This is a genomic window from Mycolicibacterium obuense (assembly GCF_055397605.1).
The window spans coordinates 3,734,872-3,754,198 of the sequence record NZ_AP043663.1 but is presented as its reverse complement, the minus strand read 5'-3'; the positions used below and the strand labels follow the sequence as shown (position 1 = coordinate 3,754,198).

Annotated in this window: 15 protein-coding genes and 3 rRNA genes; 14 read left to right on the top strand and 4 right to left on the bottom strand. The window is 63.2% G+C overall.

The window, feature by feature from the left end:
• Positions 1 to 252: 252 nt before the first annotated feature.
• The 10 genes from ACZ50N_RS17805 (at position 253) to ACZ50N_RS17760 (ending at position 8,720) form a co-directional block, all read left to right on the top strand.
• Positions 253 to 726: an ATP synthase subunit I gene (locus ACZ50N_RS17805; RefSeq protein WP_048422045.1), complete on the top strand. Its 474-nt coding sequence runs from the start codon at positions 253 to 255 to the stop codon at positions 724 to 726.
• A 19-nt stretch (positions 727 to 745) separates the two neighbouring features.
• A complete protein-coding gene (atpB, locus tag ACZ50N_RS17800; RefSeq protein WP_046361385.1) occupies positions 746 to 1,543 on the top strand; it encodes a F0F1 ATP synthase subunit A in 798 nt (265 codons plus the stop codon).
• A 71-nt stretch (positions 1,544 to 1,614) separates the two neighbouring features.
• Positions 1,615 to 1,863, top strand: coding sequence for a F0F1 ATP synthase subunit C (locus tag ACZ50N_RS17795; protein ID WP_046361386.1), 249 nt, complete (start codon positions 1,615 to 1,617; stop codon positions 1,861 to 1,863).
• Positions 1,864 to 1,872: 9 nt separating this feature from the next.
• Complete coding sequence (locus ACZ50N_RS17790; protein WP_046361387.1) at positions 1,873 to 2,382, top strand: F0F1 ATP synthase subunit B; 510 nt, start codon at positions 1,873 to 1,875, stop codon at positions 2,380 to 2,382.
• Complete coding sequence (locus ACZ50N_RS17785; RefSeq protein WP_046361388.1) at positions 2,382 to 3,719, top strand: F0F1 ATP synthase subunit B/delta; 1,338 nt, start codon at positions 2,382 to 2,384, stop codon at positions 3,717 to 3,719. The genes ACZ50N_RS17790 and ACZ50N_RS17785 overlap by 1 nt, the downstream gene beginning before the upstream one ends.
• A gap of 49 nt (positions 3,720 to 3,768) precedes the next feature.
• A complete protein-coding gene (gene atpA / locus ACZ50N_RS17780; RefSeq protein ID WP_046361389.1) occupies positions 3,769 to 5,409 on the top strand; it encodes a F0F1 ATP synthase subunit alpha in 1,641 nt (546 codons plus the stop codon).
• 41 nt (positions 5,410 to 5,450) lie between these two features.
• The gene (locus ACZ50N_RS17775) at positions 5,451 to 6,380 is read left to right on the top strand and encodes a F0F1 ATP synthase subunit gamma (RefSeq protein WP_046361390.1); all 930 of its coding nucleotides are present in this window, start codon (positions 5,451 to 5,453) and stop codon (positions 6,378 to 6,380) included.
• Between the two features lie 33 nt (positions 6,381 to 6,413).
• A complete protein-coding gene (gene atpD, locus ACZ50N_RS17770; RefSeq protein WP_048422046.1) occupies positions 6,414 to 7,865 on the top strand; it encodes a F0F1 ATP synthase subunit beta in 1,452 nt (483 codons plus the stop codon).
• A gap of 36 nt (positions 7,866 to 7,901) precedes the next feature.
• Complete coding sequence (locus tag ACZ50N_RS17765; RefSeq protein WP_046361392.1) at positions 7,902 to 8,267, top strand: F0F1 ATP synthase subunit epsilon; 366 nt, start codon at positions 7,902 to 7,904, stop codon at positions 8,265 to 8,267.
• Positions 8,268 to 8,273: 6 nt separating this feature from the next.
• Positions 8,274 to 8,720 carry a DUF2550 domain-containing protein gene (locus ACZ50N_RS17760; RefSeq protein WP_048422047.1) on the top strand — a complete coding sequence of 149 codons (447 nt, stop codon included), beginning with the start codon at positions 8,274 to 8,276 and terminating at the stop codon, positions 8,718 to 8,720.
• On the opposite strand, the gene ACZ50N_RS17755 is transcribed toward ACZ50N_RS17760, so the two are convergent.
• Positions 8,714 to 9,289, bottom strand: coding sequence for a cob(I)yrinic acid a,c-diamide adenosyltransferase (locus ACZ50N_RS17755; RefSeq protein WP_046361394.1), 576 nt, complete (start codon positions 9,287 to 9,289; stop codon positions 8,714 to 8,716). The genes ACZ50N_RS17760 and ACZ50N_RS17755 overlap by 7 nt on opposite strands.
• Before the next feature lie 77 nt (positions 9,290 to 9,366).
• On the opposite strand from ACZ50N_RS17755, the gene murA reads away from it, so the two are divergent.
• The 4 genes from murA (at position 9,367) to rrf (ending at position 16,247) form a co-directional block, all read left to right on the top strand.
• On the top strand, positions 9,367 to 10,620 hold the full coding sequence (gene murA, locus ACZ50N_RS17750; RefSeq protein ID WP_046361425.1) for a UDP-N-acetylglucosamine 1-carboxyvinyltransferase: 1,254 nt from the start codon (positions 9,367 to 9,369) through the stop codon (positions 10,618 to 10,620).
• Between the two features lie 331 nt (positions 10,621 to 10,951).
• Positions 10,952 to 12,471: ribosomal RNA gene (locus ACZ50N_RS17745) — 16S ribosomal RNA — on the top strand.
• Positions 12,472 to 12,899: 428 nt separating this feature from the next.
• Positions 12,900 to 16,026 (top strand): 23S ribosomal RNA (locus ACZ50N_RS17740).
• A gap of 108 nt (positions 16,027 to 16,134) precedes the next feature.
• Positions 16,135 to 16,247 (top strand): 5S ribosomal RNA (rrf, locus tag ACZ50N_RS17735).
• Together the 16S, 23S and 5S rRNA genes form the textbook arrangement of a ribosomal RNA operon.
• Positions 16,248 to 16,320: 73 nt before the next feature.
• Here the strand turns inward: rrf and ACZ50N_RS17730 are convergent.
• The 3 genes from ACZ50N_RS17730 to ACZ50N_RS17720 are packed head-to-tail and all read right to left on the bottom strand — an operon-like array spanning position 16,321 to position 19,297.
• A complete protein-coding gene (locus ACZ50N_RS17730) occupies positions 16,321 to 16,824 on the bottom strand; it encodes a methylated-DNA--[protein]-cysteine S-methyltransferase (protein ID WP_046361426.1) in 504 nt (167 codons plus the stop codon).
• Positions 16,824 to 18,308, bottom strand: coding sequence for an AlkA N-terminal domain-containing protein (locus ACZ50N_RS17725; protein ID WP_464473429.1), 1,485 nt, complete (start codon positions 18,306 to 18,308; stop codon positions 16,824 to 16,826). Before ACZ50N_RS17725 ends, ACZ50N_RS17730 begins: the two co-directional genes overlap by 1 nt.
• 56 nt (positions 18,309 to 18,364) lie before the next feature.
• Positions 18,365 to 19,297, bottom strand: coding sequence for a LysR family transcriptional regulator (locus tag ACZ50N_RS17720; protein ID WP_464473428.1), 933 nt, complete (start codon positions 19,295 to 19,297; stop codon positions 18,365 to 18,367).
• Positions 19,298 to 19,327 lie beyond the last annotated feature (30 nt).

Below are 19,327 nucleotides of genomic sequence, written 5' to 3'. Positions count from 1 at the left end.
TTTGGGGCTCTCACCATGTGTTAGGGTTCAGTTAGAACCCGAAAAAACCTCGCGGGTTGCCGGCCTCCGAACCATTGGTTCCCAGATTCCTGGGAGGCGATCGGGGCGGACACACGACCGACAGATCGACTGATTCAGGAGCTTCTTCTTGGGTGATTCCCGCGCGCCCGTCGCACTCCGATACGCTACGGACGCTCACAGGATCAACGAGACGACGCTCACACGACATGACCGCGGGATTGAGGTGACGCAGTGACGACGCCAGCGCAGGACGCGCCGTTGGTGTTCCCCTCCGTGGCTTTCCGGCCGGTCCGTCTGCTCGTGATCTGTGCGGCCGTCTCCGGCCTCGTCACGGTCGCCGCTGCGCTCGTCGGCTACCCCCTCTTCGGCGCATTCTTCGCGATCGGCATGGCGCTGGGCCTGACCAATGCTCTGCTGGTGCGTCGCGCGGTCGATTCGATCACCGCGGGCGACCATCCGCTGAAGAAGAAGATGGCGCTGAACTCGGCGTCCCGGCTGCTGGCGATCACCGTCGTCGGGCTCACCATCGCGTTCGTGTTCCGACCGATGGGCCTCGGCGTGCTGTTCGGTCTGGCACTGTTCCAGGTGGTGCTCGTCATGAGCACCTCCCTGCCCGTTCTCAAGAAGCTGCGCGCCGGCGATCCCGATAACCACGCGGACGCCGCGGCCCCCGCTGCTGACACCTCGACGCCCACCGACGGATAGCTCAAGGACTGATTCGTAGATGACTGAAAGCGTGCTCGCCCTCGAGGTCGGTCACCACATCGAACAGAAGTGGTTCGGCCTGACGGTCAACGTGGACACCGTGCTGTCGACCGCCATCGCCGGCGTCATCGTCATCGCGCTGGCGTTCTTCCTGCGTGCCAAGGTGACGTCCACGGGCGTGCCCGGCGGCGTCCAGCTGTTCTTCGAAGCGATCACCATCCAGATGCGCAACCAGGTGGAGAGCGCAATCGGAATGCGGATCGCGCCGTTCGTGCTGCCGCTGGCGGTGGCGCTGTTCTGCTTCATCCTGTTCGCCAACTGGCTGTCGGTACTGCCGGTGCAGTACACCGACGCCGAGGGTGTGACCACCGAGCTCATCAAGCCGCCGGCCTCGGACATCAACTTCGTGCTGGCGCTGGCCCTGTTCGTGTTCCTCTGCTATCACGCCGCAGGCGTCTGGCGCCGGGGCGTCATCGGCCACCCGATCAAGGTCGCCAAGGGCCATGTCGCCTTCCTCGCGCCGATCAACATCGTCGAGGAGATCGCCAAGCCGATCTCGCTGTCGCTGCGACTCTTCGGCAACATCTTCGCCGGCGGCATCATGGTCGGCCTGATCGCGCTGTTCCCGGCCTGGATCCTGTGGCTGCCGAACGCCATCTGGAAGTCGTTCGACCTCTTCATCGGCCTCATCCAGGCGTTCATCTTCGCTCTGCTGACGATCCTGTACTTCGGACAGTCGATGGAGCTCGATCACGACCACGACGACTCGAACCACGATTCCGATCACGCGAAGAAAGACGCGGCCACCGCGCACTGAGACCAGCACTACCCGTTAGACCCAACAGAACCTGGCGACAACCGAGAGCCAGTTATCAAGGAGGATAAGTAATGGATCCCACTATCGCTGCAGGCGCGCTCATCGGCGGTGGTCTGATCATGGCCGGCGGCGCGATCGGCGCAGGCATCGGCGACGGTATCGCCGGTAACGCCCTGATCTCGGGCATCGCCCGGCAGCCGGAGGCGCAGGGTCGGCTGTTCACCCCGTTCTTCATCACGGTCGGTCTGGTCGAGGCGGCCTACTTCATCAACCTGGCCTTCATGGCGCTGTTCGTGTTCGCCACCCCGGTCGGCGGCTAACTCGTCGTCATGGGTGAAACCACCGCACGGGTCTTGGCAGCCGAAGAAGGAGGCGGGGGGACCAGCAACTTCCTGATCCCCAACGGCACCTTCTTCTTCGTCCTGCTCATCTTCCTGATCGTGCTCGGCGTGATCTGGAAATGGGTGGTGCCGCCGGTGAGCAAGGTCTTGGCCGAGCGCGAGGCGATGCTGGCCAAGACCGCTGCCGACAACCGGAAAGCCGCCGAGCTGACGGCGGCTGCCCAGGCGGACTACGAAGAGACCATGGCCAAGGCGCGCAGTGAAGCTGCGTCGATCCGCGACGAGGCCCGCGCAGAGGGTCGTCAAACGGTCGACGAGGCCAGGGCCGAGGCCGGTAACGAGGTGTCGGAGAAGCTGCAGTCGGCCAACGCCGAGCTGGAGCGCAACGCGGCGTCGACCAATGAGGAGTTGCAGTCGTCGGTCGACGGTCTGTCGGCCACCCTGGCCAGCCGCATCCTCGGCGTCGACGTCAACGGCACTGCGAGCGAGAGGCGCTGATGTCCACCTTCATCGGACAGCTGGTCGGATTCGTGATCATCGTGGCGATCATCGTCAAATGGGTGGTCCCGCCGGTCCGCAAGCTGATGAACACCCAGCAGGAAGCGGTCCGCGCCGCGCTCATGGAGAGCAAGGCCGCTGCCGACAAGCTGGCGAACGCCGACGCGGAGCACGCCAAGGCTGTCGAGGAGGCGAAGAACCGCGGCGAGAAGCTGACCGAAGAGGCCCGTGCCGACTCGTCGCGGATCGCCGAGCAGCTGCGCGAGCAGGCCGGCACCGAAGCCGAGCGCATCAAAGCGCAAGGCGATCAACAGGTCTCGTTGTTGCGTCAGCAGACCATCCGCGGCCTGCGCCAGCAGCTGGGGTTGGAGTCGGTGGACAAGGCCGAACAGATCATCCGCGACCACCTCGCCGACGCCGATGCACAGTCCGCATCGGTGGACCGCTTTCTCGACGAGCTCGACGGCATGGCACCGTCCCCGGCCGTCCTCGAGGCGGGCGCTCCGCTCAATCTGCGGGCCGCCAGCCGGGAGGCACTCGCCGAGGTCGTCAAGAAGTTCGAGTCGATCGCCGATGGTGTCGACGCGGATGCGCTGACGACGCTCGCCGACGAGCTGACCTCGGTCGCGACTGTCCTGATCAAGGAGCACGCGCTCAACACCCACCTCGCCGAGCCCAGCAACGATCCAGCCGCCAAGGAGCGCTTGGTCGAGCGACTGTTCGCCGACAAGCTCTCACAGCCGACGGTTGATCTGCTCAAATCCGCTGTGGCGCAACGTTGGTCGAGCGACGGAAACCTCGTGGACGCCCTCGAGCACGTCGCCCGGCTCGCGCTGGTGGTCCGCGCGGAGCGCAATGAGCAGAGCGAAGAGGTCGAAGAGCAGCTGTTCCGTGTGGGCCGGGTGCTCGACGCGGAGTCGCGGCTCAACCGGTTGCTGTCCGATCCGACGGTGCCTGCAAACGAGCGGATCGAGCTGCTGAACAAGGTCCTCGAGAGCGGCGGGGGAGTCAACGACACGACCGCGGCGCTGCTGGCTCAGACCGTTCGGTTGCTGCGCGGCGAACTCGCCGATGCAGCAGTCGCCGACCTGGCCGAGTTGGCGGTGTCCCGCCGCGGTGAAGCGACCGCGCAGGTCACCGCCGCGACCGAAATCAGCGACGCCCAGCGCTCCCGTCTGACCGAGGTGCTCAGCCGCATCTATGGCACCGATGTATCGGTCCAGCTCGAGGTCGACCCCGACATTGTCGGCGGGCTCCTCATCACCGTCGGCGAAGAGGTCATCGACGGATCCATCTCCTCCCGGTTGGCGGCGGCCCGCACGGGCCTGCCGGACTGACCGGCCCAGCACTCCCAGCAACGAAAAACGAAGGCAGGAAGACGAACCCATGGCAGAGTTGACAATCTCGGCTTCTGACATCGAGGGCGCGATCGAGGACTACGTCTCCTCCTTCGCCGCCGACTCCGACCGTGAAGAGATCGGCACGGTCGTCGACGCGGGCGACGGTATCGCTCACGTCGAAGGCCTGCCCTCGGTCATGACGCAGGAACTGCTCGAGTTCCCCGGTGGCGTGCTCGGCGTCGCGCTGAACCTCGACGAGCACACCGTCGGTGCCGTGATCCTCGGCGAGTTCGAGAAGATCGAACAGGGTCAGCAGGTGAAGCGCACCGGCGAGGTCCTCTCGGTACCTGTGGGTGACGCCTTCCTCGGCCGCGTCATCAACCCCCTCGGTCAGCCGATCGACGGCCAGGGCGACATCGAGCCCGACGCCCGTCGCGCCCTCGAGCTGCAGGCACCGTCTGTGGTTCAGCGCCAGGGTGTTTCGGAGCCGCTGCAGACCGGTATCAAGGCCATCGACAGCCAGACCCCGATCGGCCGTGGCCAGCGCCAGCTGATCATCGGTGACCGCAAGACCGGCAAGACCGCCGTCGCGGTCGACACGATCCTGAACCAGCGCGAGGCCTGGGAGACCGGCGACCCGAGCAAGCAGGTGCGCTGCGTCTACGTCGCGATCGGCCAGAAGGGCACCACGATCGCCTCGGTGAAGCGGGCCCTCGAAGAGGGCGGCGCGATGGAGTACACCACCATCGTCGCCGCGCCCGCGTCCGACGCTGCCGGCTTCAAATGGCTGGCGCCGTACACCGGTTCGGCGATCGGCCAGCACTGGATGTACGACGGCAAGCACGTGCTGATCGTGTTCGACGATCTGTCGAAGCAGGCCGACGCCTACCGCGCGATCTCGCTGCTGCTGCGTCGTCCGCCGGGCCGCGAGGCGTTCCCCGGTGACGTGTTCTACCTGCACTCGCGGCTGCTCGAGCGTTGCGCGAAGCTGTCCGACGAGCTCGGCGGCGGCTCGATGACCGGTCTGCCGATCATCGAGACCAAGGCCAACGACATCTCGGCGTTCATCCCCACCAACGTCATCTCGATCACCGACGGCCAGTGCTTCCTGGAGTCCGATCTGTTCAACCAGGGTGTGCGCCCGGCCATCAACGTCGGTGTGTCGGTGTCGCGCGTCGGTGGTGCCGCCCAGATCAAGGCGATGAAGGAGGTGGCCGGCTCGCTGCGTCTGGAGCTCTCGCAGTACCGCGAGCTCGAGTCGTTCGCCGCCTTCGCCTCCGACCTGGACGCAGCGTCCAAGGCTCAGCTGGACCGCGGTGCCCGGCTGGTCGAGCTGCTCAAGCAGCCGCAGTACACGCCGTACTCGGTCGAGGATCAGGTCATCGCGATCTTCCTCGGCACCGGTGGCCACCTCGACTCGGTTCCGGTCGAAGACGTCGCGCGTTTCGAGTCCGAGCTGCTGGAGCACATCAAGGGCTCCCACAGCGACATCCTCGACAGCATCCGGGAAAGCAAGAAGTTCCCGGAAGAGGAGCAGGACAAGGTCAGCGACATCATCAACGAGTTCAAGAAGGGCTTCTCCGCCACGGACGGAAGCTCGGTCGCGGTCGATGACAAGACCGAGGCGATGGACGAAGAGGACGTCGAGAAAGAGTCCGTCAAGGTCCGCAAGCCGGCCAAGAAGTAAGACCGACAACGACGTTGGACCGAAAGGGTCTGGAGAGCTAGATGGCTGCAACACTGCGCGAGCTTCGGGGGCGCATCCGTTCCGCCGGGTCGATCAAGAAGATCACCAAGGCCCAGGAGCTGATCGCGACCTCACGAATCTCCAAGGCGCAGGCCCGAGTCGAGGCGGCTCGGCCCTACAGCACCGAGATCACCAACATGCTGACCGAGCTGGCCAGTGCCAGCGCGCTGGATCACCCGCTGCTCGTCGAGCGGGAGAATCGCCGGCGGGCCGGCGTGCTGGTGGTGTCCTCGGACCGCGGCCTGTGCGGGGCGTACAACGCCAACGTGCTGCGGCAGGCCGAGGAGCTCTTCGCCCTGCTGCGTGAGGAGGGCAAGGAGCCCGTGCTCTACGTCGTGGGACGTAAGGCGCTGGGCTACTTCAACTTCCGGCAGCGCGATGTCGTCGAGTCCTGGACCGGCTTTTCCGAACGGCCAGACTACGAGAACGCCAAGGAGATCGCCGAGACCCTGGTGTCGGCGTTCATGGCCGGCGCGGATGACGACGGTGATGACGCCGGCGCCGACGGAGTCCTCGGCGTCGACGAACTCCACATCGTGTTCACCGAGTTCAAGTCGATGCTCTCGCAGAGCGCGGCGGCGCGCCGGATCGCCCCGATGGTCGTCGAGTACGTCGAAGACGACCGTCCCGAGGACGGCCCCCGCACCCTGTTCACGTTCGAGCCCAACGCCGAAACGCTGTTCGACGCCCTGCTGCCGCGCTACGTGGCCACCCGCGTCTACGCCGCGTTGCTCGAGGCAGCGGCCTCGGAGTCGGCGTCACGCCGACGGGCCATGAAGTCGGCCACCGACAACGCCGACGATCTGATCAAGTCCCTCACCCTGGCGGCCAACCGCGAGCGGCAGGCACAGATCACCCAGGAAATCAGCGAGATCGTCGGCGGCGCCAACGCGCTGGCCGACGCCAAATGACCTTCAGCAGCATCGGTTAGGAAGCGATAAAAAATGAGCGCACCCGCAGAAGAGAAGTCCAAGGAAAGCACCAAGGAGACCACCGGTCGCGTGGTTCGCATCACCGGCCCGGTTGTGGACGTGGAGTTTCCCCGCGGTTCCGTGCCCGAGCTGTTCAACGCGCTGCACGCCGAGATCTCCTACAAGGAGCTGTCGAAGACGCTGACCCTGGAGGTCGCGCAGCACCTCGGTGACAATCTGGTGCGCACCATCTCGATGCAGCCCACCGACGGTCTCGTCCGTGGCGTCGAGGTGACCGACACCGGTAACTCGATCTCGGTGCCCGTCGGTGACGGCGTCAAGGGCCACGTGTTCAACGCCCTCGGTGATTGCCTCGACGAGCCCGGCTACGGCAAGGACTTCGAGCACTGGTCGATCCACCGCAAGCCCCCGGCCTTCTCTGAGCTCGAGCCCCGTACCGAGATGCTCGAGACGGGCCTCAAGGTCGTCGACTTGCTCACCCCCTACGTGCGCGGCGGCAAGATCGCCCTGTTCGGCGGTGCCGGCGTGGGCAAGACCGTGCTCATCCAGGAGATGATCAACCGCATCGCCCGCAACTTCGGCGGTACCTCGGTGTTCGCCGGCGTGGGTGAGCGCACCCGCGAGGGCAACGACCTGTGGGTCGAGCTCGAGGACGCCAACGTGCTCAAGGACACCGCGTTGGTGTTCGGTCAGATGGACGAGCCGCCGGGCACGCGTATGCGTGTGGCCCTGTCGGCGCTGACCATGGCCGAGTACTTCCGCGACGAGCAGGGCCAGGACGTGCTGCTGTTCATCGACAACATCTTCCGGTTCACGCAGGCCGGTTCCGAGGTGTCGACGCTGCTGGGCCGTATGCCGTCCGCCGTGGGTTACCAGCCCACGCTGGCCGACGAGATGGGTGAGCTCCAGGAGCGCATCACCTCGACCCGCGGCAAGTCCATCACCTCGATGCAGGCCGTGTACGTGCCCGCCGACGACTACACCGACCCGGCGCCGGCGACCACGTTCGCGCATCTGGACGCCACCACGGAGCTCTCTCGTACGGTGTTCTCGAAGGGCATCTTCCCGGCTGTGGACCCGCTGGCCTCGTCCTCGACGATCCTCGACCCGGCCGTCGTCGGTGACGAGCACTACCGCGTCGCGCAGGAAGTCATCCGAATCCTCCAGCGCTACAAGGATCTTCAGGACATCATCGCCATCCTCGGTATCGACGAACTCGCCGAAGAGGACAAGCAGCTGGTGAACCGGGCGCGTCGTATCGAGCGATTCCTGAGCCAGAACATGATGGCGGCCGAGCAGTTCACCGGTCAGCCGGGCTCGACCGTGCCGCTCAAGGAGACCATCGAGGCCTTCGACAAGCTCACCAAGGGCGACTTCGATCACCTGCCCGAGCAGGCGTTCTTCCTGATCGGTGGTCTCGACGACCTGGCGAAGAAGGCCGAAAGCCTCGGCGCGAAGTTGTGATGAACTCTCTGACGGCAGAAAAGAAGGTGGTGTGACATGGCGGAGATGAACGTCGAGATCGTCGCCGTCGAGCGTGAACTGTGGAAGGGCGAGGCGTCCTTCCTGTTCACGCGCACCACCGCCGGTGAGATCGGCATCCTGCCCCGGCACATTCCGCTCGTTGCCCAGCTCGTCGATGACGCGATGGTGCGGGTCGAGCGGGACGGTGAGGACGATCTGCGGATCGCCGTCGACGGCGGCTTCCTGTCGGTCACGGAGGAAACCGTTCGCATCCTGGTCGAGAACGCGCAGTTCGAGTCGGAGATCAACGCCGACGAGGCCAAGCAGGACTCTGAGTCCGACGACGACCGGACGGCGGCGTGGGGCAGGGCGCGGCTGCGCGCCCTGGGCCAGCTGGACTGACCGGCGATGAGCGCGTCCATGTTGTTCATGGTCGCGCTGGTCAGCGTGCTCCTGCTGGCCGTCATCGCACTGAGCTACCGGTTGTGGAAGCTGCGCCAGGTCGGCGGCACCGCGGCGATCCTGCGTGACGTTCCTGCGGTGGGCGGCCATGGATGGCGGCACGGTGTGATGCGATATCGCGGTGGCGAGGCGCAGTTCTACCGGCTGTCGAGCCTTCGGTGGTGGCCCGATCGGACACTCAGCCGCCGTGGCCTGGAAGTGGTGTCTCGGCGGTCTCCGCGCGGGGACGAGTTCGACATCATGACCGACGAGATCGTCGTACTGGAACTTCGTGACGTCATGGCGGACAGCGGACGGGGATACGAGATCGCCCTCGACCGCGGTGCCTTGACCGCGTTCACGTCATGGGTCGAATCGCGGCCTTCGCCGCGGGCGCGTCGACGCAGCTACTGAGCCGGCCCGCCCGGGTGCCACAACACGTCGCCGTCGGGGTTGGCCACCCGCGACAGGATGAACAGCAGGTCGGACAACCGGTTCAGATACTTGGCCGGTAACGCGCTGATGGCATCGCCGTGTGCGTCGACCGCCAGCCATGCGGATCGCTCGGCCCGCCGCGCCACCGTGCGAGCCACGTGCAGGAGAGCCGACAGCGCCGTGCCGCCGGGCAGGATGAACGAGTCGAGTGCGGGCAGCGGCTCGTTGAACTCGTCGCACCAGGTCTCGAGGCGATCGATGTAGCTCTGCTGGATTCGCAGCGGCGGGTACTGCGGGTTGTCGACCACGGGAGTGGACAGGTCGGCGCCGGCATCGAACAGATCGTTCTGGATGTGTCGCAGCACGTGGAGGACGCGTTCGCCGGGTTGACCCAGGGCTACCGCGACGCCGATGGCGGCGTTCGTCTCGTCACAGTCGGCGTAGGCCACCAGCCGCGGGTCGTTCTTCGACACCCGGCTGAAATCGCTCAGGCCTGTGGTCCCGTCGTCGCCTGTCCGGGTGTAGATCCGCGTCAGATGTACCGCCATGCCCAAACCGTACGGGACGTCAACGAAGCCGGTCTGCGGAGACTGACATGGGTGATCGCGCTGTTTACACTGACCGCGTGGGTGAGCGTTTCGTGGTGACCGGCGGCAGCCGGTTGGCAGGCGAGGTGGCTGTCGGAGGCGCCAAGAACAGCGTCTTGAAGCTGATGGCGGCGTCGCTGCTGGCAGAGGGCACGAGCACCATCACCAATTGTCCCGACATCCTCGATGTCCCGCTGATGGCCGAGGTGCTGCGCGGCTTGGGCGCGACGGTCGATCTCGACGGCGACGTCGTCCGGATCACCTCGCCGGACGAGCCCAAGTACGACGCAGACTTCGCCGCGGTCCGACAGTTCCGTGCATCGGTGTGCGTGCTGGGTCCGCTGGTCGGCCGGTGCAAGCGAGCCAAGGTGGCGTTGCCGGGTGGCGACGCAATCGGGTCGAGACCGCTCGACATGCACCAGGCGGGTCTGCGCCAACTGGGGGCGCGCTGCACGATCGAGCACGGCTGTGTGGTGGCCGAAGCCGACCATCTGCACGGCGCCGAGATCCAGCTCGAGTTCCCGTCGGTCGGGGCCACCGAGAACATCCTGATGGCGGCGGTTCTCGCTGACGGCGTGACGACGATCCACAACGCGGCGCGCGAGCCCGACGTCGTCGACCTGTGCACGATGCTGAATCAGATGGGTGCCCAGATCACCGGTGCCGGGTCGTCGACGTTGACCATCACCGGTGTCGACCGGCTCTATCCCACCGAACATCGCGTCATCGGCGACCGGATCGTGGCCGCGACGTGGGGGATCGCCGCTGCGATGACGCGTGGGGACATCTCCGTCACCGGGGTCGACCCGGCGCACCTGCAGTTGGTCCTGCACAAGTTGCACGATGCCGGCGCGACCGTGACGCAGTCCGACGACGGGTTCCGGGTGGTCCAGTACGAACGGCCGAAGGCGGTGAACGTGGCGACGTTGCCGTTTCCCGGTTTTCCGACCGACTTGCAGCCGATGGCGATCGGACTGGCCGCGATCGCCGACGGAACATCGATGATCACCGAGAACGTGTTCGAGGCGCGGTTCCGCTTCGTCGAGGAGATGATCCGGCTGGGTGCGGACGCACGCACCGACGGTCATCACGCGGTGGTGCGGGGGATACCGCAGCTGTCGAGCGCCCCGGTGTGGTCGTCGGACATCCGCGCGGGCGCGGGTCTGGTGTTGGCCGGACTGGTGGCCGATGGTGACACCGAGGTGCACGACGTCTTTCACATCGACCGTGGCTATCCGAAGTTCGTGGAAAATCTCGTCAGTCTGGGCGCGGAGATCGAGCGCGTCGGCTAGTCTCCGCGGCCCGTTTTGGCCTCTTGCGCTGGGGATTTGGGCGTCTGGCCGACAGCACGTAGTATTTCCCTCACAAGCCGATGACCCCGGTCGAAAGACCTGAAGTTGGAGCTTGACCGCCCTGATCACATGCAGTACAGTGGCAGGGTTGCCTGAAAACGGCGATGTTGTTTGAGAACTCAATAGTGTGTTTGGTGGTTTTTGTTTGTTGTTTTTTGTTGTGTCCGCATTTTCCCGTTTGGGGGCGCAACGTTTTTTTGCCAGTTTTTGCTGGTGTTTGTGATCGGATTTTTCTGATTCGGATTCTGCCCGGTCTTGTATCGGGGGTTTTTGTTTGGAGAGTTTGATCCTGGCTCAGGACGAACGCTGGCGGCGTGCTTAACACATGCAAGTCGAACGGAAAGGCCCTTCGGGGTACTCGAGTGGCGAACGGGTGAGTAACACGTGGGTGATCTGCCCTGCACTTTGGGATAAGCCTGGGAAACTGGGTCTAATACCGGATAGGACCACGGCATTCATGTGCTGTGGTGGAAAGCTTTTGCGGTGTGGGATGGGCCCGCGGCCTATCAGCTTGTTGGTGGGGTAATGGCCTACCAAGGCGACGACGGGTAGCCGGCCTGAGAGGGTGACCGGCCACACTGGGACTGAGATACGGCCCAGACTCCTACGGGAGGCAGCAGTGGGGAATATTGCACAATGGGCGCAAGCCTGATGCAGCGACGCCGCGTGAGGGATGACGGCCTTCGGGTTGTAAACCTCTTTCGCCAGGGACGAAGCGCAAGTGACGGTACCTGGAGAAGAAGGACCGGCCAACTACGTGCCAGCAGCCGCGGTAATACGTAGGGTCCGAGCGTTGTCCGGAATTACTGGGCGTAAAGAGCTCGTAGGTGGTTTGTCGCGTTGTTCGTGAAAACTCACAACTCAATTGTGGGCGTGCGGGCGATACGGGCAGACTGGAGTACTGCAGGGGAGACTGGAATTCCTGGTGTAGCGGTGGAATGCGCAGATATCAGGAGGAACACCGGTGGCGAAGGCGGGTCTCTGGGCAGTAACTGACGCTGAGGAGCGAAAGCGTGGGGAGCGAACAGGATTAGATACCCTGGTAGTCCACGCCGTAAACGGTGGGTACTAGGTGTGGGTTTCCTTCCTTGGGATCCGTGCCGTAGCTAACGCATTAAGTACCCCGCCTGGGGAGTACGGCCGCAAGGCTAAAACTCAAAGGAATTGACGGGGGCCCGCACAAGCGGCGGAGCATGTGGATTAATTCGATGCAACGCGAAGAACCTTACCTGGGTTTGACATGCACAGGACGCTGGTAGAGATATCAGTTCCCTTGTGGCCTGTGTGCAGGTGGTGCATGGCTGTCGTCAGCTCGTGTCGTGAGATGTTGGGTTAAGTCCCGCAACGAGCGCAACCCTTGTCTCATGTTGCCAGCACGTTATGGTGGGGACTCGTGAGAGACTGCCGGGGTCAACTCGGAGGAAGGTGGGGATGACGTCAAGTCATCATGCCCCTTATGTCCAGGGCTTCACACATGCTACAATGGCCGGTACAAAGGGCTGCGATGCCGTGAGGTGGAGCGAATCCTTTCAAAGCCGGTCTCAGTTCGGATCGGGGTCTGCAACTCGACCCCGTGAAGTCGGAGTCGCTAGTAATCGCAGATCAGCAACGCTGCGGTGAATACGTTCCCGGGCCTTGTACACACCGCCCGTCACGTCATGAAAGTCGGTAACACCCGAAGCCGGTGGCCTAACCCCTTGTGGGAGGGAGCCGTCGAAGGTGGGATCGGCGATTGGGACGAAGTCGTAACAAGGTAGCCGTACCGGAAGGTGCGGCTGGATCACCTCCTTTCTAAGGAGCACCACGAGAGCTCGGCCCGCCCACATCGTGTGGGGGTTCGGTGACCGTAGCCGATTCGTGAAGATGGCCTCACACCTGTAGTGGGTGGGGGTCTGGTGCAATTCAACAAACTTGGCTTGCTGCGTGGGATAAGCGTGGTGGGGAAAATCATCGGACACACTATTGGGCTTTGAGACAACAGCCCGTTGGTTCTCTGGCCACTGTGTGTGGTGAGAGGTGCTGTTGTTGCCCTGCTTTGGTGGTGGGGTGTGGTGTTTGATTTGTGGATAGTGGTTGCGAGCATCTGAGCATGCATGACTTTTGTGGGTTGTGTGTGGTCAGCATGTAATGCAAATTTTTCTGATACCCGCATGCGATGGCGGTGCTCTTCGGGGTGCTGGGGTTGTGTGTGGGTGATGACTCATTTTTTTGGTTTTGTGTTGTAAGTGTTTAAGGGCGCATGGTGGATGCCTTGGCACTGAGAGCCGATGAAGGACGTGGGAGGCTGCGATATGCCTCGGGGAGCTGCCAACCGAGCGTGGATCCGAGGATGTCCGAATGGGGAAACCCAGCACGAGTGATGTCGTGTTACCCAGCGCTGAATATATAGGCGTTGGGAGGGAACGCGGGGAAGTGAAACATCTCAGTACCCGTAGGAAGAGAAAACAACAGTGATTCCGTGAGTAGTGGCGAGCGAAAGCGGAGGATGGCTAAACCGTGTGCATGTGATACCCGGCGGGGGTTGTGTGTGCGGTGTTGTGGGGCGTTTCTTCTTCTCTCCGCCGAGAGGAGCGAAAGTGAACAACCGTTGGGTTAGGTGAAGTGGTCTGGGATGGCCTGCCGGAGAGGGTGAGAGCCCCGTATCCGAAAACTTGACGGCTTTCGTGAAATGTTTTCCCCGAGTAGCAGCGGGCCCGTGGAATCTGCTGTGAATCTGCCGGGACCACCCGGTAAGCCTGAATACTTCTCAGTGACCGATAGCGGATTAGTACCGTGAGGGAATGGTGAAAAGTACCCCGGGAGGGGAGTGAAATAGTACCTGAAACCGTGCGCTTACAATCCGTCAGAGCCCTCGACTTTGTTGTGGGGTGATGGCGTGCCTTTTGAAGAATGAGCCTGCGAGTCAGGGACATGTCGCGAGGTTAACCCGGGTGGGGTAGCCGTAGCGAAAGCGAGTCTGAATAGGGCGTATCCACACAACAGTGTGTGGTGTAGTGGTGTGTTCTGGACCCGAAGCGGAGTGATCTACCCATGGCCAGGGTGAAGCGCGGGTAAGACCGCGTGGAGGCCCGAACCCACTTAGGTTGAAGACTGAGGGGATGAGTTGTGGGTAGGGGTGAAAGGCCAATCAAACTCCGTGATAGCTGGTTCTCCCCGAAATGCATTTAGGTGCAGCGTCGCAGTGTTCGTGTCGGAGGTAGAGCTACTGGATGGCCGATGGGCCTCACAAGGTTACTGACGTCAGCCAAACTCCGAATGCCGACACGGTGTAATGCGGCAGTGAGACGGCGGGGGATAAGCTCCGTGCGTCGAGAGGGAAACAGCCCAGATCGCCGGCTAAGGCCCCTAAGCGTGTGCTAAGTGGAAAAGGATGTGCAGTCGCGAAGACAACCAGGAGGTTGGCTTAGAAGCAGCCACCCTTGAAAGAGTGCGTAATAGCTCACTGGTCAAGTGATTGTGCGCCGATAATGTAGCGGGGCTCAAGCACACCGCCGAAGCCGCGGCAGCACACCTTGTGTGTGCTGGGTAGGGGAGCGTCCTGCATCCGGTGAAGCCGCCGAGTGATCGAGTGGTGGAGGGTGTGGGAGTGAGAATGCAGGCATGAGTAGCGATAAGGCAAGTGAGAACCTTGCCCGCCGAAAGACCAAGGGTTCCTGGGCCAGGCCAGTCCTCCCAGGGTGAGTCGGGACCTAAGGCGAGGCCGACAGGCGTAGTCGATGGACAACGGGTTGATATTCCCGTACCCGTGTATGAGCGTCCCTGATGAATCACCGGTACTAACCGCCCAAAAGGTGGTCCACCAATTCCTTCGGGAAGCGGGGATCACCGGCTGCGCGGGACCTTCGGTGGTAGTAGTCAAGCGATGGGGTGACGCAGGAAGGTAGCCGTACCAGTCAGTGGTAATACTGGGGCAAACCTGTAGGGAGAGATCTAGGCAAATCCGGATCTCACATATCCTGAGAGGTGATGCATAGCCGAGTGAGGCGAATTCGGTGATCCTATGCTGTCGAGAAAAGCCTCTAGCGAGCGCATACACGGCCCGTACCCCAAACCAACACAGGTGGTCAGGTAGAGAATACCAAGGCGTACGAGTGAACTATGGTTAAGGAACTCGGCAAAATGCCCCCGTAACTTCGGGAGAAGGGGGACCCACATGGCGTGACGAACCCTCGCGGTTCTGAGCGTGAGTGGGTGGCACAAACCAGTGAGAAGCGACTGTTTACTAAAAACACAGGTCCGTGCGAAGTCGCAAGACGATGTATACGGACTGACGCCTGCCCGGTGCTGGAAGGTTAAGAGGACCTGTTAACTCGTAAGGGTGAAGCGGAGAATTTAAGCCCCAGTAAACGGCGGTGGTAACTATAACCATCCTAAGGTAGCGAAATTCCTTGTCGGGTAAGTTCCGACCTGCACGAATGGCGTAACGACTTCTCAACTGTCTCAACCATAGACTCGGCGAAATTGCATTACGAGTAAAGATGCTCGTTACGCGCGGCAGGACGAAAAGACCCCGGGACCTTCACTACAACTTGGTATTGGTGCTCGATACGGTTTGTGTAGGATAGGTGGGAGACTATGAAGCAGTCACGCCAGTGATTGTGGAGTCGTTGTTGAAATACCACTCTGATCGTATTGGGCCTCTAACCTCGAACCGTATATCCGGTTCAGGGACAGTGCCTGGTGGGTAGTTTAACTGGGGCGGTTGCCTCCTAAAATGTAACGGAGGCGCCCAAAGGTTCCCTCAACCTGGACGGCAATCAGGTGTTGAGTGTAAGTGCACAAGGGAGCTTGACTGCGAGACATACATGTCAAGCAGGGACGAAAGTCGGGACTAGTGATCCGGCACCTCTGAGTGGAAGGGGTGTCGCTCAACGGATAAAAGGTACCCCGGGGATAACAGGCTGATCTTCCCCAAGAGTCCATATCGACGGGATGGTTTGGCACCTCGATGTCGGCTCGTCGCATCCTGGGGCTGGAGCAGGTCCCAAGGGTTGGGCTGTTCGCCCATTAAAGCGGCACGCGAGCTGGGTTTAGAACGTCGTGAGACAGTTCGGTCTCTATCCGCCGCGCGCGTCAGAAGCTTGAGGAAATCTGTCCCTAGTACGAGAGGACCGGGACGGACGAACCTCTGGTCCACCAGTTGTCCCACCAGGGGCACCGCTGGATAGCCACGTTCGGACAGGATAACCGCTGAAAGCATCTAAGCGGGAAACCCCCTCCAAGACCAGGCTTCTCACCCATCAAGTGGGATAAGGCCCCCCGCAGACCACGGGATCGATAGACCAGACCTAGAAGACTAGTAATAGTCGCAGGGAACTGGCACTAACCGGCCGAAAACTTACAACACCAACAAAACCTCGCAACCACACCACAAACACACACCACCCCCACCACCAAAAAACAGGGGCTACAAAACTTCCCCAACACGGGGATCACTATAAAAGTGAATAAAGTTACGGCGGCCATAGCGGCAGGGAAACGCCCGGACCCATCCCGAACCCGGAAGCTAAGCCTACCAGCGCCGATGATACTACCCACACGGGTGGAAAAGTAGGACACCGCCGAACACACATTTAAGCCCTGTGCCCCCCAATTCTGTTGGGGGGCACAGGCATTTGTGCATCAGAACCGCGACGGACGTCAATCGAAGAGGGTGGCGCCGGCCGGCGCGTAACTCTTCTCCATGCCGAGCAGCAACTTCTTGCGCTCGAGTCCGCCGCCATATCCAGTGAGACTGCCGTTCGCTCCGATGACTCGATGGCACGGCACGATGATGCTGATCGGGTTGTGCCCGTTGGCCAATCCGACCGCGCGGGATGCGCCCGGCGATCCGATGTGCGCGGCGATCTCCCCGTACGAGCGCGTCTCGCCGTAGGGAATCGTCTGCAGGGCAGCCCAGACCGTGCGCTGGAATTCGGTGCCCACCGCATCGAGCTCGATCTCGAACTCCTGCCGCTGTCCGCGGAAGTACTCGTCGAGTTGCCGCACGGCGTCGGTGAACGCACCATCGTCGGGTTCCCAACCGGCGCGGCTCGGTTCATACGTCTGATCGACCATCCGCAGGTGTTGCAGCCGGTCTCCGACGCCGGCCAACGTGAGGACCCCGATCGGACTGTCGACGGTCCGGTATCTCACGCTCTCCATCATTTCTCCTTCGGCGGCCACTGGTTGACCGAGTGTTCGAGTGTTGTCCAAAGATGTTGTGTCACATAGGAACGCCACGGCCGCCAGCGCTCGCTGTATGCGGTGAGCGATTTCGCATCCTCAGCCATGCCGAGGTGGCGGGCTGCAACGAGGACACCGAGATCCGTCGCGGGAAACGCATCGGGATCGCCGAGACCCCGCATCGCGATCATCTCCGCCGTCCACGGACCGATCCCCGCCAGCGCCAGCATCTGCTCTCGACCGCGGTCCCACGGGGTTCCCGCATCCAGCACCAGCGCACCGCTGCCGAGTGCGTCGATCAGCGTCGTGACGGTGCGCTGACGCGCTTTCGGCACCGCCAGGTGGCGCATGTCGATGTCGCTCAGATCCTCTGTCGACGGGAACGTATGGGTCAGGCCCCCACCGGGGTCACTGACCGGACGTCCGTAGGCCGCAGCGAGTCGAGCGGCGTGCGTGCGTGCGGCCCCGGTCGACACCTGTTGACCCAGCACCACCCGCAGCGCCAACTCGTGCTCGTCGACAGTCCGCGGAATGCGCTGACCCGGAGCCTTCGCGACCACCGCGGCCATCTGATCGTCCTCGCTGAGCGCATCGATGACGGCCTCCGGATCGGCGTCGAGGTCGAGCAATCGGCGGCAGCGTGCAATCGCGGCCGGAAGATCGCGAAAGTCCGCGAGCCGCAGCAGACACCGGACATGGTCGGGATGCGGGGTGAGCTCGACGATGCCGCTGCCATGGGGTAGTCGCAGGGTGCGCCGGTACGTCTCGTCGCGTGTTTCCTCGACACCCGGTATCGCGGTCGCTGCGAGGTGACCGAATACCCCTTCATAGGCGAATGGTGTCCGTACCGGCAATCGCAGTGACAGCACGCCGCGGCCGCCCGCATCGTCTCCGAAGCGTTCCTGAGCTCTGTGGCGCAGCATCGTCGGTGTCAGATCGCAGACCGCGCGGATCGTGTCGTTGAACTGTCTGATGCTGGCGAACCCCGCTGCGAACGCGACATCGCTGAACGGCATGTCGGTGGTCTCGATGAGGACCCGCGACATCTGCGTGCGCTGCGCTCTGGCCAGAGCCAGCGGCGTCGCCCCGACCTCGGCCTGCATGAGGCGTTCCAGCTGCCGCACCGTGTAGCCGAGCTTCGCCGCCAGGCCGGTGACGCCGTCGCGGTCGACGGTTCCGTCGGCGATCAGTCGCATGGCCCGCGCCACGACGTCACCGCGGACGTTCCATTCCGGCGAGCCGGGCGATGCGTCCGGCCGACATCTTTTGCACGCGCGGAACCCAGCCCGCTGAGCCGCCGCGGCCGTCGGGAAGAACTCGACGTTGCGGGCGAACGGTGGTCGAGCCGGACAACTGGGCCGGCAGTAGATCTTCGTCGTCAGCACCGCGGTGACGAACCAGCCGTCGAACCGTGCGTCGTTGGCCTGGACGGCGCGGTAGCAGCGGTCGAAATCGGAGTGCATACCTCGACAATGGCACGCGGGCAGGGACAGGACTGGCGGAAAAGCGACATCGCAGTTCAGACGCTGCGGCGCACCGGGCCCAACCGGTCGGCGATCTGCTTGATCATCCGTTGCACATCGCCCAGCCGGTCGCCCAGCCGCTCCGGCACCCACGCCAACGCGATCTCCGCCGGCGCCCAGGTGCTCTCGTCGACGGGTATCAGCGCGAACTCGGGCGGAGAGAAGATCTTCCCGATGAACGAGTCGGGGGCATAGCTCACCACGGCGACCAGGTGCCGGTTGAAGACCTGGGTGGCCATCTCCACTTCGCCGCCGCGCCGGTTCGTCGTGCGCACGACCCGATGGATGCCCCGTCGATTGAGGCGTCGGATCAGGCCGGCGAGCACCACAGGATTGGGCCGCGCGAAGTCGATCGCGACCTCGCGGTCGCGCAACTCCTCGATCGTCACCTTGTCTCTGCCCGCCAGCGGATCGTCGAAGCGCACCGCGATCCCGCCCTGATAGGTGGCGACCACCCGGGAGTGCAGGCGCTTGTCCGTCGCGGGCAAGTGGATCAAGCCGAGCTCCGCCCGCCCCGCGATCAACGCCGCGGTCACCTCCGCCGCGGAGCCGGGCATGCTGAACTCCGATGGATGCGGAAGCTCTGCGATCACGGCTTCGAGGTGGCCGAGTAAATCCGACGGCGCGTAGGCGGTAGCGCTGACCCGCAGCGGAGCGAGTCCGCGTACGCCGTGCACAGCCGCCGCCTTGAAGTCCTCGACCTGGCGCAGGATCTCCCGCGCCGGACCAATTAGCCGTTGACCCAGCGGGCTCAGCCGCACCTCGTGGTACCGGCGCTCGAAAAGTTCTCCGCCTAATTCTTTTTCGAGCAACTTGATCTGCTTGCTCAGCGGGGGAGGCGTGATCATCAACTTCTCCGCCGCGCGGGTGAAGTGCAGTTCGTCGGCGACAGCGACGAAATACCTGAGCCTGGTGAAGTCGATGTCCATTCCCTGCCCGTTCGAGACCTACGGGCATGC

What these genes read in the sequence shown, in the direction of transcription:
- ACZ50N_RS17790 (WP_046361387.1), top strand. Translation starts at nt 1,873, where the DNA reads ATGGGTGAAACCACCGCACGGGTCTTGGCAGCCGAAGAAGGAGGCGGG.
- atpA (WP_046361389.1), top strand. Translation starts at nt 3,769, where the DNA reads ATGGCAGAGTTGACAATCTCGGCTTCTGACATCGAGGGCGCGATCGAG.
- ACZ50N_RS17765 (WP_046361392.1), top strand. Translation starts at nt 7,902, where the DNA reads ATGGCGGAGATGAACGTCGAGATCGTCGCCGTCGAGCGTGAACTGTGG.
- ACZ50N_RS17795 (WP_046361386.1), top strand. Translation starts at nt 1,615, where the DNA reads ATGGATCCCACTATCGCTGCAGGCGCGCTCATCGGCGGTGGTCTGATC.
- ACZ50N_RS17730 (WP_046361426.1), bottom strand. Translation starts at nt 16,824, where the DNA reads ATGGAGAGCGTGAGATACCGGACCGTCGACAGTCCGATCGGGGTCCTC.
- ACZ50N_RS17725 (WP_464473429.1), bottom strand. Translation starts at nt 18,308, where the DNA reads ATGCACTCCGATTTCGACCGCTGCTACCGCGCCGTCCAGGCCAACGAC.
- ACZ50N_RS17785 (WP_046361388.1), top strand. Translation starts at nt 2,382, where the DNA reads ATGTCCACCTTCATCGGACAGCTGGTCGGATTCGTGATCATCGTGGCG.
- ACZ50N_RS17720 (WP_464473428.1), bottom strand. Translation starts at nt 19,297, where the DNA reads ATGGACATCGACTTCACCAGGCTCAGGTATTTCGTCGCTGTCGCCGAC.
- ACZ50N_RS17775 (WP_046361390.1), top strand. Translation starts at nt 5,451, where the DNA reads ATGGCTGCAACACTGCGCGAGCTTCGGGGGCGCATCCGTTCCGCCGGG.
- ACZ50N_RS17755 (WP_046361394.1), bottom strand. Translation starts at nt 9,289, where the DNA reads ATGGCGGTACATCTGACGCGGATCTACACCCGGACAGGCGACGACGGG.
- atpB (WP_046361385.1), top strand. Translation starts at nt 746, where the DNA reads ATGACTGAAAGCGTGCTCGCCCTCGAGGTCGGTCACCACATCGAACAG.
- atpD (WP_048422046.1), top strand. Translation starts at nt 6,414, where the DNA reads ATGAGCGCACCCGCAGAAGAGAAGTCCAAGGAAAGCACCAAGGAGACC.
- ACZ50N_RS17760 (WP_048422047.1), top strand. Translation starts at nt 8,274, where the DNA reads ATGAGCGCGTCCATGTTGTTCATGGTCGCGCTGGTCAGCGTGCTCCTG.